General features: G+C 64.6%; 16 protein-coding genes. 7 read left to right on the top strand and 9 right to left on the bottom strand.

The genetic code is table 11. The features are described from left to right. Positions 1-40: 40 nt before the first annotated feature. Positions 41-1,291: a cyclic nucleotide-binding domain-containing protein gene (locus tag QFZ91_RS10800; RefSeq protein WP_429567224.1), complete on the bottom strand. Its 1,251-nt coding sequence runs from the start codon at positions 1,289-1,291 to the stop codon at positions 41-43. 389 nt (positions 1,292-1,680) lie between these two features. Here QFZ91_RS10800 and QFZ91_RS10795 point away from each other — a divergent pair, with 389 nt between their 5' ends. The 4 genes from QFZ91_RS10795 (at position 1,681) to QFZ91_RS10780 (ending at position 5,985) form a co-directional block, all read left to right on the top strand. Then, positions 1,681-2,616: a spermidine synthase gene (locus QFZ91_RS10795; protein WP_429567223.1), complete on the top strand. Its 936-nt coding sequence runs from the start codon at positions 1,681-1,683 to the stop codon at positions 2,614-2,616. Between the two features lie 295 nt (positions 2,617-2,911). Further along, a complete protein-coding gene (locus tag QFZ91_RS10790; protein WP_176109210.1) occupies positions 2,912-3,154 on the top strand; it encodes a DUF3311 domain-containing protein in 243 nt (80 codons plus the stop codon). Beyond that, on the top strand, positions 3,151-4,701 hold the full coding sequence (mctP, locus tag QFZ91_RS10785; protein WP_176121243.1) for a monocarboxylate uptake permease MctP: 1,551 nt from the start codon (positions 3,151-3,153) through the stop codon (positions 4,699-4,701). Before QFZ91_RS10790 ends, mctP begins: the two co-directional genes overlap by 4 nt. 129 nt (positions 4,702-4,830) lie before the next feature. Further along, the gene (locus QFZ91_RS10780) at positions 4,831-5,985 is read left to right on the top strand and encodes an FUSC family protein (protein ID WP_429567222.1); all 1,155 of its coding nucleotides are present in this window, start codon (positions 4,831-4,833) and stop codon (positions 5,983-5,985) included. 3 nt (positions 5,986-5,988) lie between these two features. Here the strand turns inward: QFZ91_RS10780 and QFZ91_RS10775 are convergent, their stop codons facing one another. From QFZ91_RS10775 to QFZ91_RS10755, 5 genes are all read right to left on the bottom strand, one after another. Next, on the bottom strand, positions 5,989-6,408 hold the full coding sequence (locus QFZ91_RS10775; protein WP_429567221.1) for a VOC family protein: 420 nt from the start codon (positions 6,406-6,408) through the stop codon (positions 5,989-5,991). Between the two features lie 223 nt (positions 6,409-6,631). Further along, positions 6,632-7,585, bottom strand: a complete 954-nt coding sequence (tal, locus tag QFZ91_RS10770) for a transaldolase (RefSeq protein ID WP_429567220.1) — start codon at positions 7,583-7,585, stop codon at positions 6,632-6,634. Positions 7,586-7,809: 224 nt separating this feature from the next. After that, positions 7,810-9,030 (bottom strand): benzoate/H(+) symporter BenE family transporter, encoded by a 1,221-nt coding sequence (locus tag QFZ91_RS10765; RefSeq protein WP_429567219.1) that lies wholly within the window; start codon positions 9,028-9,030, stop codon positions 7,810-7,812. 61 nt (positions 9,031-9,091) lie between these two features. Continuing rightward, positions 9,092-10,267, bottom strand: coding sequence for a vWA domain-containing protein (locus QFZ91_RS10760; RefSeq protein WP_176121247.1), 1,176 nt, complete (start codon positions 10,265-10,267; stop codon positions 9,092-9,094). 28 nt (positions 10,268-10,295) lie between these two features. Beyond that, positions 10,296-11,138 carry an AAA family ATPase gene (locus tag QFZ91_RS10755; RefSeq protein WP_429567218.1) on the bottom strand — a complete coding sequence of 281 codons (843 nt, stop codon included), beginning with the start codon at positions 11,136-11,138 and terminating at the stop codon, positions 10,296-10,298. Positions 11,139-11,454: 316 nt separating this feature from the next. Here QFZ91_RS10755 and QFZ91_RS10750 point away from each other — a divergent pair, with 316 nt between their 5' ends. Next, entirely contained in the window at positions 11,455-11,823 is a 369-nt protein-coding gene (locus QFZ91_RS10750; RefSeq protein WP_429567217.1) for a c-type cytochrome, read from the top strand. 46 nt (positions 11,824-11,869) lie between these two features. Then, entirely contained in the window at positions 11,870-12,250 is a 381-nt protein-coding gene (locus QFZ91_RS10745) for a c-type cytochrome (protein ID WP_176109202.1), read from the top strand. A gap of 100 nt (positions 12,251-12,350) precedes the next feature. Here QFZ91_RS10745 and QFZ91_RS10740 read toward each other — a convergent pair whose 3' ends face one another. From QFZ91_RS10740 to rsxB, 3 genes are all read right to left on the bottom strand, one after another. Beyond that, positions 12,351-12,785 carry a DUF1841 family protein gene (locus QFZ91_RS10740; RefSeq protein WP_176109201.1) on the bottom strand — a complete coding sequence of 145 codons (435 nt, stop codon included), beginning with the start codon at positions 12,783-12,785 and terminating at the stop codon, positions 12,351-12,353. A 147-nt stretch (positions 12,786-12,932) separates the two neighbouring features. After that, complete coding sequence (nth, locus tag QFZ91_RS10735; protein ID WP_429567216.1) at positions 12,933-13,577, bottom strand: endonuclease III; 645 nt, start codon at positions 13,575-13,577, stop codon at positions 12,933-12,935. Between the two features lie 43 nt (positions 13,578-13,620). Continuing rightward, positions 13,621-14,523 (bottom strand): electron transport complex subunit RsxB, encoded by a 903-nt coding sequence (rsxB, locus tag QFZ91_RS10730; RefSeq protein ID WP_429567215.1) that lies wholly within the window; start codon positions 14,521-14,523, stop codon positions 13,621-13,623. Between the two features lie 242 nt (positions 14,524-14,765). On the opposite strand from rsxB, the gene QFZ91_RS10725 reads away from it, so the two are divergent. Next, positions 14,766-15,398, top strand: coding sequence for a TetR family transcriptional regulator (locus QFZ91_RS10725; RefSeq protein ID WP_176109198.1), 633 nt, complete (start codon positions 14,766-14,768; stop codon positions 15,396-15,398). Positions 15,399-15,439: the final 41 nt, after the last annotated feature.

Raw genomic sequence — 15,439 nt, 5'->3', positions numbered from 1 at the left:
CGCTCACGCGCGCATGAGCGGCGGCGCGCCGTCAAACCGCTTAGCGCGCGGCCTCGTGTAGCGCCGCGCGCGGCGCGGACGGTGCCTTCAGCGTTTTCACCGCATCGAGCAGACGTTGCTCGATGTCGCCGACTTCGATCGCATCGATCTTGAGATCGCGCCGCATCACCCACGACACTTCGTTACGACGCACTTCGGTCATCACCGACAACAGGCGCTCGGCTACCGGCTGCCCGTCGATACTGGCGAGCAGCTTCGCGAGATCGTACGTGTCGAAGGCGCTGACGGCTTCGAACAGCGTGCGCTGGTCGACGAATGCGAGATCGTCGAGCGAATTCAGTGCGCCGCTCTGGCGCGTATTGCGTCGCGAGAAATACGCGACGCCTTGCTGCTCGACGTAGGTCAGCACCTTCGACTTGCGGAATGCGAACACTTCGTCGGCGATTTCGCCGTGCGACAGCTTGTTCAGAATCAACGTCTTGTCGACGCCGATCAACGCCTCCAGATCGGTCAGCTCGATCAGCTCGAGCTCGCTGCTCACCGCGATATCGAGGTCGCCGTCCGCGACCTGCTGCGCGCGATCGACGATGCGCGCGGCGTCGAACGTGACGACCTGGCGCGCGGCCGCGCCGTCGTACGCCGAGTATTCGGTCGATACGTTATTCAGTTGTCCGGACTGCGCGGCCTCGATCGTCACGAGATTGAGCTTCTCCATCCGCTTGAGCATCGCCATCACGTGCGGACGCGAATGGCCGGCAATCGCGCGGCATTTTTTAATCACTTCGACGAGCGGTACCGAGGTTTCCTCGGCCTGCGAGTGCAGCGGCCGGCGTCCCCAGCTATCGCTCGCATCGCGCCGTTCGCCGTTGGACATCAGCGTCAGCACGTGCGCATACGACAGCACACCAGGCAGAAAGTCGGCGTGCGTGTAGATCGCGAGCAGATCGTCCTTGCGCTTCACGCGACGAATCAGCGTGCGCGTGATATGACGCAGCAACGGCGACACGCGTTCGATCTCTTCGTCGAGCATGCTGGCCGGCACGACGGTCAGTTGACAGAAGGTCAGCGCTTTCGCGGTGTTGCTGCGCGGCTCGGCCGCAAGCAACGCGGCTTCGCCGAAAAATTCGCCTCGGCCCAGCGTCGCGACGACGACCTTTTTGTCGTCGCAGCGAGTGGAAAGTTCGACCTTGCCTTCCGTGATCAGAAAGACGACGGGCTCACCCGAGTAGCCCTCGGAATAGATGACCTCACCGGGCGCCGCTGTGCGCGTCCACGACTGTTGCCGATTCAAAGTAATTCCCCTGCAGCGCGATTTATCCTTGCGGCTGCACGACGCGATGCATTGCATTGCATTGCATGGGTCGGCAGCCCTGTATGCCGTTTACGACATTGGCGGGGCTCTCTTTAACCGGCAGCGGAGGGGCGGACCGCGAGGAAATACGCTGTGAGCCGCGTTCAGACGAGAAGAACGGCGATAAAGCGACATGTCAATCGTTTGCGCGTGCGTATTGGTGCATGTATGCGCTGAAGTAGTGGCCGCCAAATTTTTTATCGACGCGGTTCCGTGCGAGAGTCCGTTGAAAGCGGATTGCAAAAGAGCGCATTCGAATGAGCGGGCCGCAGCGAATGCTATGCTCTCGGTCGACCAAAAATCATGCGCCCGCGGCGCGACATCCACACATGACGAAACTGATCAAGCGCGCTTCGGCCGAAGCACGCGCTTTCCGTAACCGGGACGCCGAAGCCATCGGCGGTAAGCGGAAAATCGCGCACAGACAGGCGCCAAAAACCCCACGCAACGCGAACCGCGCCTTCGACCACGAGCTTCACGACGCGCCGCAAATCGAAGCGCCGCGCAAGCCGCGCTTCGCGCCGGTGACGTTCTCCGAAGAGGGCGGCGTGCGCTACCTGCATTTCGGCACGGAATGGGTGCAAGGCGCGATGCGTCTGCGCAAGCCCGATCACATCGAACTCGAATACGCGCAGCAGATGATGGCCTGGCTGCTGTTTCTCGAAACGCCCAAGCGCATCGTGCAGCTCGGGCTCGGCGCGGCGGCGCTGACCAAGTTCGCGCACCGCTTCCTGAAGAGCGCGCAGGTCGAGGCCGTCGAACTGAATCCGGCGGTCGTGGTGGCCGCGCGCACGATGTTCGAACTGCCGCCCGACGATGCGCGCCTGACGGTGCACGAAACCGACGCATGGGACTTCGTCAACGAGAGCGCGAATCACGGCACCATCGGCGCGCTGCAGATCGACGTCTACGACGCGACCGCGCGCGGCCCGGTGCTCGACAGCGTCGGTTTTTACCGCGCGGCGCGCGCATGTCTGACCGACGCGGGCATCGTCACGGTGAATCTGTTCGGCGATCATCCGAGCTTCGTGCGCAACATGAAGCGCCTGAACGAAGCCTTCGACGGTCGCGTCGTCGCGCTGCCCGAAGTGCACGACGGCAACCGCATCGCGATCGCGTTCTCGGGCCCGGCGCTCGACGTGCCGTTCGCCGCGCTCGACGCGCGCGCGAAGCTGATCGAAGCCGAGCTCGGTTTGCCGGCGCGCAAGTGGATCAAGGGCCTGCGCGAATCGACGGGGCAGACGGGCGCATCGTTTGCCATCTGAGCGCTGAATTCCGATCAGCGCGCGAAGAATGAGGCGGCCGTGCCGGCGTATCAGTCGGCACGGCCGTTTTGCTTCCGGTATTTTTTTCACGTCGATGCTGCAGCGTGATCCAATCTGCAGCGTTGGACGCCAACGTGCCTCGGGGTCGCCCCGGCTTGACCGGGCGTTCGCCACTCCTATACTCTTGCGAGGCTTTCGGGGAGCCCGTGGCGGACCGCGGGACGACCACCCGCTGAGTTCCTCCTCCCGGCGACCACGGGCAGATAAATTCAAAATAGGAAAAACAGGAGACGTCATGGCTCACGACGCCGACGTGAACAAAGCCAGCAAGCACTGGCTCTGGCTATTGCTGCTACCGTGGATCGCGATGATCTGGGTGCCGTCCTACAACCGGATCGAGCCGCAGCTGTTCGATTTCCCGTTCTTCTACTGGTATCAGCTGCTGTGGGTGCTGATCAGCGCGGTCATCACCGCGTTCGTCTATGTGAAGACCAAGTCCCGCTATACGGGTCGCCCGAACGGGGGCGCACAACGATGAACCCCATTGCAACCTTTGTCTTCGTTCTGTTTTTCATCGGCGTCACGATTCTCGGCTTCGTCGCGGCACACTGGCGGCGCGGCGATCTCGCGCACCTCGAAGAGTGGGGTCTGGGCGGGCGGCGCTTCGGCACGATCGTCACGTGGTTCCTGCTCGGCGGCGACCTGTACACCGCCTACACCTTCATCGCGGTGCCGGCGCTCGTGTTCGGCGCGGGCGCAACCGGCTTCTTCGCGCTGCCGTACACGATCCTGATCTATCCGTTCGCCTTCGTCGTGTTCCCGAAGCTGTGGAGCATCGCGAAGCGCCACGGCTACGTGACCTCGGCGGACTTCGTGTCGGCCCGCTACGGCAGCCGCATGCTCGCGCTCGCTGTCGCCGTGACCGGCATCGTCGCGACGATGCCGTACATCGCGCTGCAGCTGGTCGGTATCGAAGTGGTGATCGGCGCGCTCGGCTTCGACACCACCGGCTTCGTCGGCGATCTGCCGCTGATCATCGCGTTCGCGATCCTCGCGGCCTACACGTACACGTCGGGCCTGCGCGCGCCGGCGATGATCGCGGTGGTCAAGGACATCCTGATCTACGTGACGATCTTCGCCGCGATCATCGTGATTCCGCCGCAGCTGGGCGGCTTCGGCCATATCTTCGGCGCGGTCCCGCCGGCCAAGCTGCTGCTGAAGTCGCCGGACGTGTCGAGCCTGAACGGCTATAGCGCGTACGCGACGCTCGCCGTGGGTTCGGCGCTCGCGCTGTTCCTGTATCCGCACTCGATCACCGCGGTGCTGTCTTCGAAGTCGGGCAACACGATCCGCCGCAACATGGCCTTGCTGCCGGCGTATTCGCTGGTGCTCGGCCTGCTCGCGCTGCTCGGCTTCATGGCGCTCGCGGCCGGCGTGAAGGACATGCCCGAGTTCGCGCCGTACTTCAAGGCCTTCGGCCCGAACTTCGCGGTGCCGGCGCTGTTCCTGCACTTCTTCCCGTCGTGGTTCGTCGGCGTCGCGTTCGCGGCGATCGGTATCGGCGCGCTGGTGCCGGCGGCGATCATGTCGATCGCGGCCGCGAACCTGTACACGCGCAACGTGCACAAGGAGTTCATCAACCGCAACATGACGCACGACCAGGAGACCAACGTCGCGAAGCTGGTGTCGCTGATCGTCAAGGTCGGCGCGGTCGCGTTCATTCTCGGTCTGCCGCTGACCTACGCGATCCAGCTGCAGCTGCTCGGCGGGATCTGGATCATCCAGACGCTGCCGGCCATCGTGCTCGGTCTCTACACGCGTGTGCTCGACTATCGGGGTCTGCTGCTCGGCTGGGCGGCGGGTATCGCGACCGGCACGTGGATGGCGATTTCGTTGAACCTCGCGAGCTCGATCTTCACGATTCATCTGTTCGGCATCGCGATTCCGGGCTATGCGGCGGTGTGGTCGCTGATCGTGAACCTCGTGGTGTCGGTGGTCGTGAGCCTGATCGTGCGCGCGGTGGGCATGCAGCGCGCCGAGGATCGCACCCGTCCGGAAGACTACCTGGACATCGTCGAAGGCTGATTCCGGCTGCAACTTCACGCTCCCAAACCCGCAACGCCCGCCGACGCAAGTTGACGGGCGTTTGTGTTTGCGGGGCACTCCAGGGCAGGATAGCGGAACCGTCCTTTCACGCGTTCGCCGCGCGCCGCCATGGCTGCTGCCAATACTCCCACCGTGATCCCCCGCCGCGCGGCGCTGAGTCGGATGGTGCGCGCGGTCACGTCGCCGTATTACCGCTACCGCCACGCGAAGGTGCTGCATAGCCTGCGCGTCGGCCTCGCGATGCTGGTGTCGATTCTGGCGACGACCGGCATCGATATCCCGCACGGCATCTGGTCGTCGGTGACGCTGCTGGTCGTGATCGGCGGCTTGCAGCATCACGGCAATATCCGCAAGAAAGCGGCCGAACGGGCGGCCGGCACGCTGCTCGGCGCGTCGATCGGCCTGTTGCTGATCGTGCAGCAGAACTTCATCGGCTCGCTGCCGCTCACCTATGTGCTGGAGGCGATCATCGCGTCGATCTGCGCGTGGTTCGCGATCGGCTCGTCCGGCTATATCGGGCTTCTGACCGCGATTACGATGTGCATCGTCGCGGGCCACGGCGACAACCTGATCGACGTCGGCCTGTGGCGCACGTTGAACGTGCTGATCGGCATCGTGATCGCGCTGGCGTTTTCGTTCGCCTTTCCACTGCACGCGACGTATTCGTGGCGCTACGGGCTCGCCGCCAATCTGCGCGAATGCGCGGGCATCTACGCGCGGCTGCTCGACGGCGAGACGATCACCGAGGAGGAGCAGGTCCAGCGCTTCCTGCGGATCAACAAGCGGCTCGTGCAACTTCGTTCGCTGATGCCGTCGGTCGCGAAGGAAATCGACGTGCCGCAGACGCGACTCGAGGAGATCCAGCGGCTGCATCGCTCGGTGCTCAGTTCGCTCGAACTGCTGGCCACCGGGCCGCTGATGAACGCCGCCGCCGCCGCGCGCGCAGCGCCTATGCAGCGCATTGCGGCGCCGAGGTGCGCGCTGTGCGCGCGATCCTGTTGTCCACCGCGCGCGGGCTGCGTTTCGGCCGTCCGTCGCGCTTCGGCATTCCGGCCGCGGCGCCGCTCGCGAAGGGGCATGGCGACGTGGCCACCGCGTTGCCGCCCGACTGGCAAGGACCGTACTGGCTCGGTCAGCGGCTCGCGGAGCAGGTGGACCGGCTGCGCGCGCTATTGCTGGAGACCGAGCCGAACTGGAACATCGAGCGGCACGAGCGGGCGACGCGTGGTGGGTAGTAGCCGAACCGAAAGGCTCGGCCGCTAAGCCTCAAACCTGCGGCGGCAGCGTGACCATCCACGTCATGCCGAAGCGATCCACCACCATTCCGAAGCCCTTGCTCCAGAACGTTGGCTGGAACGGCATCACGACGTGGCCGCCATCGGCGAGCGCGTTGAAGCATTTTTCCGCCGCCGCGCCGTCTTCGACGGTCAGCGACAGGCTGAAGCCATTGAACGGGCCGGCCGCCGGATCGCAGTTGCCGTCGGAAGCCATCCACGTGCTCGAGCCCAGCTGCACGTTCGCGTGCATGATCTTGTCGGCGAGTTCGGGGCGTGGCGGGTTTTGCGCGTCGGGTGGCGCGTCCTTGAATAGCATCTTGAAGGTTACCTGGGCGCCGAGTTTGTCGGTGTAGTAGTCGAGCGCTTCCTGGCAACGGCCGTTGAAGAACACGTAGGGCTGAACATACATGATCGTCTCCCTGGTCAGGCGTTGGGCGGGCGCCCTCGTTCCTCGCCAGCTCAGGCGGGGATGGGCGTGCAATCGATTGTAGTCGCGGCGTAAACGAGGAGCGGCGCCGAACCGTCAGATTCGGCGCCGCTTGTCATGGATCGCTTTCGGGCGGAGCGGGCGCGGCGCGGCGAGCGTGAACGTGAGCGTCACACAGCCAGCCACGTCCGCTGCCCGCGGCACCTCAGCGCAGCGTGTCGATCAGTTTTTCCAGCTTGATTGCGTCCGCGGCGAACGTACGGATGCCTTCGGCGAGCTTCTCGGTCGCCATCGCGTCGTCGTTGACGAGGAAGCGGAACGACTTTTCGTCGACCGGCACGCGCTCGATGTCCGCGTCCTGCGACGCCTCCGGCGACAGCTTGCGCTCGATCTTGTCGGTGCTCTCGTGCAGCTTTTGCAGCAGGTCGGGGCTGATCGTCAGCAGATCGCAGCCGGCCAGTTCCAGGATCTGCGAGGTCGTGCGGAAGCTCGCGCCCATCACTTCGGTTTTGTAGCCGAACTTTTTGTAGTACCCATAGATGCGGCGCACCGACTTGACGCCCGGGTCGTTGGCGCCGCCGTCTTTCGCTTCGTCCCACGCGCTGCCGGCGCTCTTCTTGTACCAGTCGTAGATGCGGCCGACGAACGGCGAGATCAGCTGCGCACCAGCTTCTGCACAGGCCGCCGCCTGCGGGAGCGAGAACAGCAGCGTCATGTTGCAGCTGATGCCTTCCTTCTGCAGCACCTCGGCCGCGCGCACGCCTTCCCACGTCGACGCGAGCTTGATCAGCACGCGGTCGCGTTCGACGCCGTGCTCCTTGTACAGCGCGATCAGCTCATGGGCTTTCTTGATCGAGCCTTCGATGTCGAACGACAGGCGCGCGTCGACTTCGGTCGACACCCGCCCGGGGATGATCTTCAGGATTTCGGTGCCGAACGCGATCAGCAACTGGTCGATGATCGCACCGACCGGTTTCGACGCATGCGCCTTCACGGTCTTTTCGAGCAGCGGTCGGTAGTCGTCTTTCTGCACGGCCTTCAGAATCAGCGACGGATTGGTGGTCGCATCTCGCGGCTTGTACTGCGCGAGCTGCTGGAAGTCGCCAGTGTCGGCCACCACGGTGGTGTATTGCTTGAGTTGGTCGAGTGCGGTTGTCATGTTCGGGCCTTCAGGGCGCGTGTGCGCCGTGGTTCAGGAGAAATGAGGACGCCGCCGCGCCGGCTGGACGAAACACAGCGATCAGCCGGCGCCGGCGGCCGCGGGTCAAGCCGCAGCGCGTCCCGCGATGGCGCCGGGAAACGCTGCCGGATACATCTATTCTATGGCGGATCGCCGACGACGGCATGAACACCGGGTACGGACAGCCGGGCGTGGCGATTCGTTCACACGCGGCGCGCGTTCAGCACGACTTGCGTGATCACGCCGGCGACGAGCCCCCAGAAGGCCGAGCCGATCGACAGCAGCGTGAGCCCCGAGGCGGTCACCATGAACGTAACGAGCGCCGCCTCGCGCTGCCGCGTATCCTGCATCGCATTGGCGAGGCCGCTCATGATCGAGCCGAATAGCGCGAGCGCCGCGACGGAGACGATCAGTTCCTTCGGAAACGCCGCGAACAGCGCGGCGATCGTCGCGCCGAACACCCCCGCGAGCAGATAGAAAATGCCGCCCCATACGGCCGCCGTGTAGCGCCTCGCGGGGTTTTCGTGCGCTTCGGGGCCGGTGCAGATCGCCGCCGTGATCGCTGCAAGATTGATGCCGTGCGAGCCGAACGGCGCGAGCAGCAGCGACGCGACGCCGGTCGTCGCGATCAGCGGCGCGGACGGGGTCGTATAGCCGTCGGCGCGCAGCACCGCGATGCCCGGCACGTTCTGCGAGGCCATCGCGACCACGAACAGCGGAATGCCGATGCTCACGCACGCCGCCACCGAAAACGACGGCATCGTCAGCACCGGATGCGCGAGCGCGACGTGAAAGTGGCTGAAGTCGAGCAGCCCGAGGCCGCCGGCCGCGGCCGTGCCGACCACCAGCGTGGTCGGAATCGCGTAACGCGGCACGAACCGTTTGACGATCAGGTAGGTGAAGAACATCGTCAGCACGAGCGCGGTCTGGTACTGCGCGGCGCGGAAAATCTCGATGCCGATCTCGAACAGGATGCCCGCGAGGAGCGCCGCCGCGAGGCCGGACGGAATCCGCTTCATCAGCGCGTCGAACCAACCGGTGATGCCGACCAGCGTCAGCAGCGCCGCGCAGAAGATGAACGCGCCGATGGCCTGCGCATACTCGACATGCGGCAGCGACGACACCAGCAGCGCCGCGCCCGGCGTCGACCACGCAATCACGATCGGCGCGCGAAAGCGCAGCGACAGGCCGATCGTGCAGAGGCCCATGCCGATCGACAGCGCCCAGATCCAAGACGAAATCTGCGCGTCGCTCAGATGCGCGGCCTGGCCCGCCTGGAACATCAGCACGAGCGAGCTCGTGTAGCCGGTCATCGCCGCGACGAAGCCCGCGACGATCGTCGACAGCGACGTATCGGCGAGCGGATTGAAGCGCCTCTGCGGCGCGGCGGCGGGGGACAGCTGGGGCGACGGGGACGAACTCATGCGAAGGCTTTGTTGTTGTGGAAGTTGAAGCGTCGGGACGCGGGTTCCGGAATGACGGGCGTTACTTGCTCAGCACCCGCATGGCCGTCTCCAAGCCCGCGAGCGTCAGCGGATACATGCGGTGGCCCAGCACTTCGCGGATCGCGCTGACCGACTGCCGGTACGGCCACAGCGCTTCCGGTTCCGGGTTCAGCCACGCGAAGTGCGGGAAATGATCGGCGAGCCGGCGCAGCCACACCGCGCCGGCCTCGGCGTTGTTGTACTCGACCGAGCCGCCCGGCTGCAACACTTCGTACGGGCTCATCGTCGCGTCGCCGACGAAGATCAGCTTGTAGTCCGGCGTGAACTTGTGCAGCACGTCCCACGTCGGCGTGCGCTCGGCGTGGCGGCGGCGGTTGTTCTTCCACAGGAAGTCGTACACGCAGTTGTGGAAGTAATAGAACTCGAGGTGCTTGAACTCGGCCTTCGCGGCCGAGAACAGCTCCTCGGTGCGCTTCACGTGATCGTCCATTGAGCCGCCGACATCGAGCAGCATCAGCACCTTCACGTTGTTGTGCCGCTCGGGCACCATCTTCAGATCGAGCCAGCCGGCGTTCGCGGCGGTGCTGCGGATGGTGTCGGGCAGGTCGAGCTCTTCCGCGGCGCCCTCGCGGGCGAAGCGGCGCAAGCGCCGCAGCGCGACCTTGATGTTGCGCGTGCCGATCTCGACCTGGTCGTCGTAGTCGCGGTACGCGCGCGCTTCCCAGACCTTGACGGCGGTGCGATTGCCGGCCGCGTCGCCGCCGATGCGCACACCCTCGGGGTTGTAGCCGCCGTTGCCGAACGGCGAGGTGCCGCCCGTGCCGATCCATTTGTTGCCGCCCTCGTGGCGCTCCTTCTGCTCGTCGAACAGTTCCTTCAGGCGCTCCATCAGCTTGTCGATGCCGCCCATCGCCTCGATCTGCGCCTTTTCCTCGGGCGACAGATCGCGTTGCAGCTTCTTCTTCAGCCAGTCGAGCGGAATCTCGAACGCGAGCTCCGAGCTTGCAGCGACCCCGTTGAAAAAGGCGCCGAACGCCTGGTCGAACTTGTCGAAGTACTGCTCGTCCTTCACGAGCGTGATGCGCGACAGGTAGTAGAACTCGTCGAGCGACGGCGCGATCACGTTGGCCTTCAGCGCTTCGAGCAGCGTCAGGTATTCCTTCACCGAGACCGGCAGTTTGGCGGCGCGCAGCGAGTAGAAGAAGTCGATCAGCATGCTGGAGGTCCTGCGGCGCGGTGCGCGCTCAACGGTTGTTGCGGTTCATGAACAGCAGCCGCTCGAACAGGCCCACGTCCTGTTCGTTCTTCAGCAGCGCGCCGTGCAGCGGCGGCACGATCTGCTTGGGGTCGGCCGAGCGCAGCGCTTCGGGCGGAATGTCTTCGGCGAGCAGCAGCTTGAGCCAGTCGAGCAATTCGGAGGTGGACGGCTTCTTCTTCAGCCCGGCGACGTTGCGCAGCTCGAAGAAGCTCTGCAGCGCGGCGGCGAGCAGGTCCTTCTTGATGCCGGGGTAGTGCACGTCGACGATCTGCTGCATCGTCGTCGCGTCCGGAAACTTGATGTAGTGGAAGAAGCAGCGGCGCAGGAACGCGTCGGGCAATTCCTTCTCGTTGTTCGACGTGATGATCACGAGCGGCCGATGCTTCGCGCGCACCAGCTCGCGCGTCTCGTACACGTAGAACTCCATGCGGTCGAGTTCGCGCAGCAGGTCGTTCGGGAATTCGATGTCGGCCTTGTCGATCTCGTCGATCAGCAGCACGCTCTGCTCGTCCGATTCGAACGCCTGCCACAGCACACCCTTGACGATGTAGTTGCGGATGTCCTTCACGCGTTCGTCGCCGAGCTGCGAATCGCGCAGTCGCGACACCGCGTCGTATTCGTACAAGCCCTGCTGGGCCTTGGTGGTCGACTTGATGTGCCATTGCAAGAGCGGCATGCCGAGCGCGGCGGCGACTTCCTCGGCGAGCATGGTCTTGCCGGTGCCGGGTTCGCCCTTGATCAGGAGCGGACGCTTGAGCGTCATCGCGGCGTTGACCGCGAGCTTGAGGTCGTCGGTGGCGACGTACTGCGATGAGCCTTCGAAACGCATGGCGAGATGCTCTTGTTCGGGAAAAAACCCAGTATAAGTCAGAAGGCCTGTTGGCCCGAAACCGGCTCACGTATGTTGTCAGCCGTGCCGGGGTAGACGCGCCGGCGCCGCTGTGGCGTCATCGCGAAGCCGCCGCGAGCATGGCGCGCGGCCCGTCCAGACGGGCGTTGCGCGGCTCCCGCGTGTTGTGGACGTTCGGCGCGGCGTCGCGGTACAATGGGCCCGATTTTTTTGGCCTGCGTGGCCACCTCATAAGAAGAACGGCCGGACCGCTGCCTTTGTGGGCACCCGTTTCCCCTCAAGCCAGGTTACATCTATGAATAAATTCGTCGGCAAACACGTCGTGATCGCAGCGCTGTCGGTGCTCGCGGGGTGCGCGGTCAGTGCGCAGGCAGCGGATGTCGTAGGCAACGCCAAGGCGGGCCAGGACAAGGTCGCGATGTGTATCGGCTGCCACGGCATCCCTGAATATCGTACGGCTTATCCAGAGGTTTTCCGCGTGCCGAAGCTCGGCGGGCAAAATCAGGCCTACCTCGAGATCGCGCTGCGCGCCTACAAGAAGGGCGACCGCCATTTCGACACGATGCATGCAATCGCAACGTCGCTGTCGGATCAGGACATTGCCGACATCGCCGCCTACTACGCAGCGCAAACTGCCGCTTCGAAAAACAATCCCGACAAGTGATCGGCGTCGGTCACCAGTACATCCAATTCGCGGGATAGGAGATTTCATGATCAAGCCCCAACAGGCACTCCACACGGTATTCAAGGCGGTCGGCGCGGCGGCGGTAATCGGTCTGGCCGTGGCGAACGTCGCTCACGCGGCTGACGCGGGCAACGGCAAGGTGCTCGCCGACAGTCACAACTGCGCGGCCTGCCACGGTCCCGGCCTGAACAAGCCGGTGAGCCCGGAGTATCCGAAGCTGGCCGGTCAGCACTCTGACTATGTGTACTGGGCGCTGCGTCAGTACCAGATGGGCACCGGCAATCCGCACCTCGGCCGCAACAACGCGATCATGCAGGCACAGGTGCAGAGCCTGTCGCTAGGCGACATGAAGGACATCGCCGCTTACGTCGAATCGCTGGAAGGCGACCTCGTGCAGAAGAAGTGAGCGTAGGGCGCGGGTCTCGCGCCGCGGCTTCAAAAGCAGAACACCCCGCCTTGGCGGGGTGTTTTGCTTTGAGGGCATCGAGTCGGGGTATGCGGTCGCTTCAGTCGCGCGTCGCGCGCCGTTCGATGCGCTGCAAATACGCGTCCGTGTCCGGCGGCGTGCCGGTGCGCTGCGCTTCCCAGATGGTTTCGCCGAGGCAGTCCATGATCGCGTGCTGCGCCTCGTGCGTCGAGCCGAGGCGTGCGGCGAGCCGCTCGTGCGCGGCGCGAATGCCGGGCGGCTGATCGATCGACAACTGTTCGGAGATCGCCAGATGCATCGACAGGTGCAGGAACGGATTGGTCTGGCCGCGCTCCGGCGAATAGTCCTGCGCCTGCGCAGCGGGGGCGTCGGTGAGGTCGGCGTGATATTCCGGATGCTCGACGATCCAGTCGGCGGCGATCGCCTCGAGCGGCGTCAGAATCTCGCCTTGGCGCTGTTTGCGCCAGGTGTCGGTGAAAAAGAGGCGAACTTCGTCGCGGCTGGGATTGAACATCGTGGAACCGGTGGGTGGGAGTGGGGCGTGCGCGGGGCGCGACGGCGTGTGTACCCACGGCGCACTGCGTGTAAAGCATCATTTTACGCGGCGGCCGTTCGGGCTGCAGGCGCGCCGCGCGGTCCGGGGTTTCGAGCTGGGCTGCCCTTAAAGATCGGGCGGCGGGGTCTTCGGCCGGAACTCGCACAGCGGCTCGATCACGCAATGCCAGCATTCGGGGCGGCGCGCCTTGCACACGTAGCGTCCATGCAGGATCAGCCAGTGGTGCGCGTCCTTCCTGAATTCGGCGGGCGTGAATTTTTCGAGCGCTGCTTCGACCGCGCGCACGTCCTTGCCGGGCGCGAGGCCGGTGCGGTTGGCGACGCGGAAAATGTGCGTGTCGACCGCGATGGTCGGATGGCCGAACGCGGTGTTCAGAATCACGTTGGCCGTTTTGCGGCCGACACCCGGCAGCCCTTCGAGCGCCTCGCGATCCTCGGGCACCTCGCCGCCGTACTGGTCGAGGAGAATGCGACAGGTCGCGATCACGTTCTTCGCCTTCGTGCGATACAGGCCGATCGTCTTGATATAGCTCGCGACACCTTCCTCGCCCAGGTCGAACACCTTCTGCGGTGTGTTCGCTACGGGGAACATCCTGCGCATCGCCTTGTTGACCGACACGTCGGTCGCTTGCGCCGACAGCAGCACCGCGATCAGCAGTTCGAACGGCGTCGTGTACTCGAGTTCGGTGGTCGGGTGCGGATTCAGGCTCTGAAGCGTTTCGAAGATCGCGCGGCGTTTGTTCGCGTTCATGCGGAGCGGGTCCGTGTGAGTGAGGAGGGTTGCGCGGGCGAGGTCAGCGCGCGGTCGGCGGCGAGCTGGACGGCGGCTTTGACTCGTCGGACTCGTTGGACGACGGCTCCGAGCCGTGCGTACCCTCGCCGCTGGCAAGACCGAGACGGCGGCGGCGCGCTTCGGCTGCATCGATCTGTGCCTGCACGTCGGCGCTGACGTTCTCGGTGTTCAGGGGTCCCTGGCCTTTCGCGGCCAACTCCTCTTTCTTCTTGCGCGCGCGTTCGAGCGCCGCCTGGATGATCGCGCGTTTCTTCGCTTCGGCGTCGTCCGCACTCGGGGTGGTCGGGGCCTCGGACGGCGTTGTCGCGCCGCTCGCGGGAACCGCGCCCGACGCAGCCGCCGGCGCGCTCGCACTCGCGGCTCGCCGCGCCGCAGCACGCGCTTCGGCGGCGTCGCGCTCGCGCGCGAGACGGCCCTCCTGGCGGTTATGACGCGCCCGCGCCGCATCTGCCTGGCTCTGGCTCCATGCATCCCAGCCGGTGGCCTCGCCGGTCACGGGCAGCATCGCGATGCAGTCGACCGGGCAGGGCGGCACGCACAGGTCGCAGCCGGTGCAGAGCTCGGCGATCACGGTGTGCATCTGTTTCGGTGCGCCAACTATCGCGTCGACCGGACACGCCTGCATGCACAGCGTGCAGCCGATGCACACCTGTTCGTCGATAACCGCCAAGGGGCGCGGACGTTCGACGCCATTGGCGGAATTGAGCGGAATCACCGGTTTGCCGAGCAGCGCGGCGAGGCGCGCGATGCCCTCGGCACCGCCGGGCGGGCACTGGTTATAGTTCGCCTCGCCGCTGGCGACGGCTTCGGCATACGGACGGCATGCGGGATAACCGCACTTCGTGCATTGCGTTTGGGGCAGCAGATCTTCGATGCGATCCGCGAGTGTTTTGACGTCTGTCACGGTTACGGCGCGGGGGTTTGCCGTGCGATCGCACGACCTGAACTAAATAGCACATTATCGCCGATTTCCCGGATTGCCATTCGCAATCCATGTGCCATAATCGAAGCGCTTCATTCGAAAGACCGCAGAAAAGGGTGTGTTTCCCCAACCACGACGCGCCCGCTAAACGCCGCCAACAAAAAGGCTCGAGGAGAGGCCGGCGGCGCGATCCGGATAACGCGGCTCACGAAGACGATGCCACCATGAATCAGCCGAAAATCAAAAGAGATCCTGAAGGCACGAGGCGCCGCATCTTGCTTGCGGCGGCGGAAGAGTTTGCAAATGGAGGACTGTTCGGCGCACGAGTCGATCAGATCGCTCGCCGCGCCGAAACCAATGAACGCATGCTCTATTACTACTTCGGTAGCAAGGAGCAGCTATTCACCGCGGTACTCGAGCACGCGTTCAGCGCACTCAACGAAGCGGAACGCACGCTCGAACTCAACGGAGTCGCGCCCGTCGAGGCGGTTACACGTCTCGCCCATTTCGTGTGGGACTACTACCGCGATCATCCCGAGTTATTGCGACTCATCAACAACGAGAATCTGCATGAAGCACGCTATATGCAGAAGTCGACGCGCATACGCGAGATGATCTCGCCGATCGTCGCCACGCTCGGCGGCATCCTTGAACGCGGGCAACGCGCGGGACTGTTTCGCACCAACATCGACCCACTGCGTTTTTACGTGACGCTTTCGGGCATGGGCTACTACATCGTCTCGAACCGCTTCACGCTCGAAGCGACGCTCGGGCGCGATTTCAGCAGCGCCGCCGAACGCAGCGAGGTGATTCAGATGAATACCGAACTGCTGCTCGCGTATCTGTTGAGAAAGTAACGGCCCGTGCCGTGGTGATCGCCGCCGCGGCAGAACATCAG

The sequence above is a fragment of the Paraburkholderia sp. JPY419 genome (assembly GCF_050435705.1).
Lineage (GTDB): Bacteria > Pseudomonadota > Gammaproteobacteria > Burkholderiales > Burkholderiaceae > Paraburkholderia > Paraburkholderia youngii.
The sequence above is the reverse complement of the archived record's forward strand: the minus strand, read 5'-3'. Positions and strand labels throughout refer to the sequence as shown.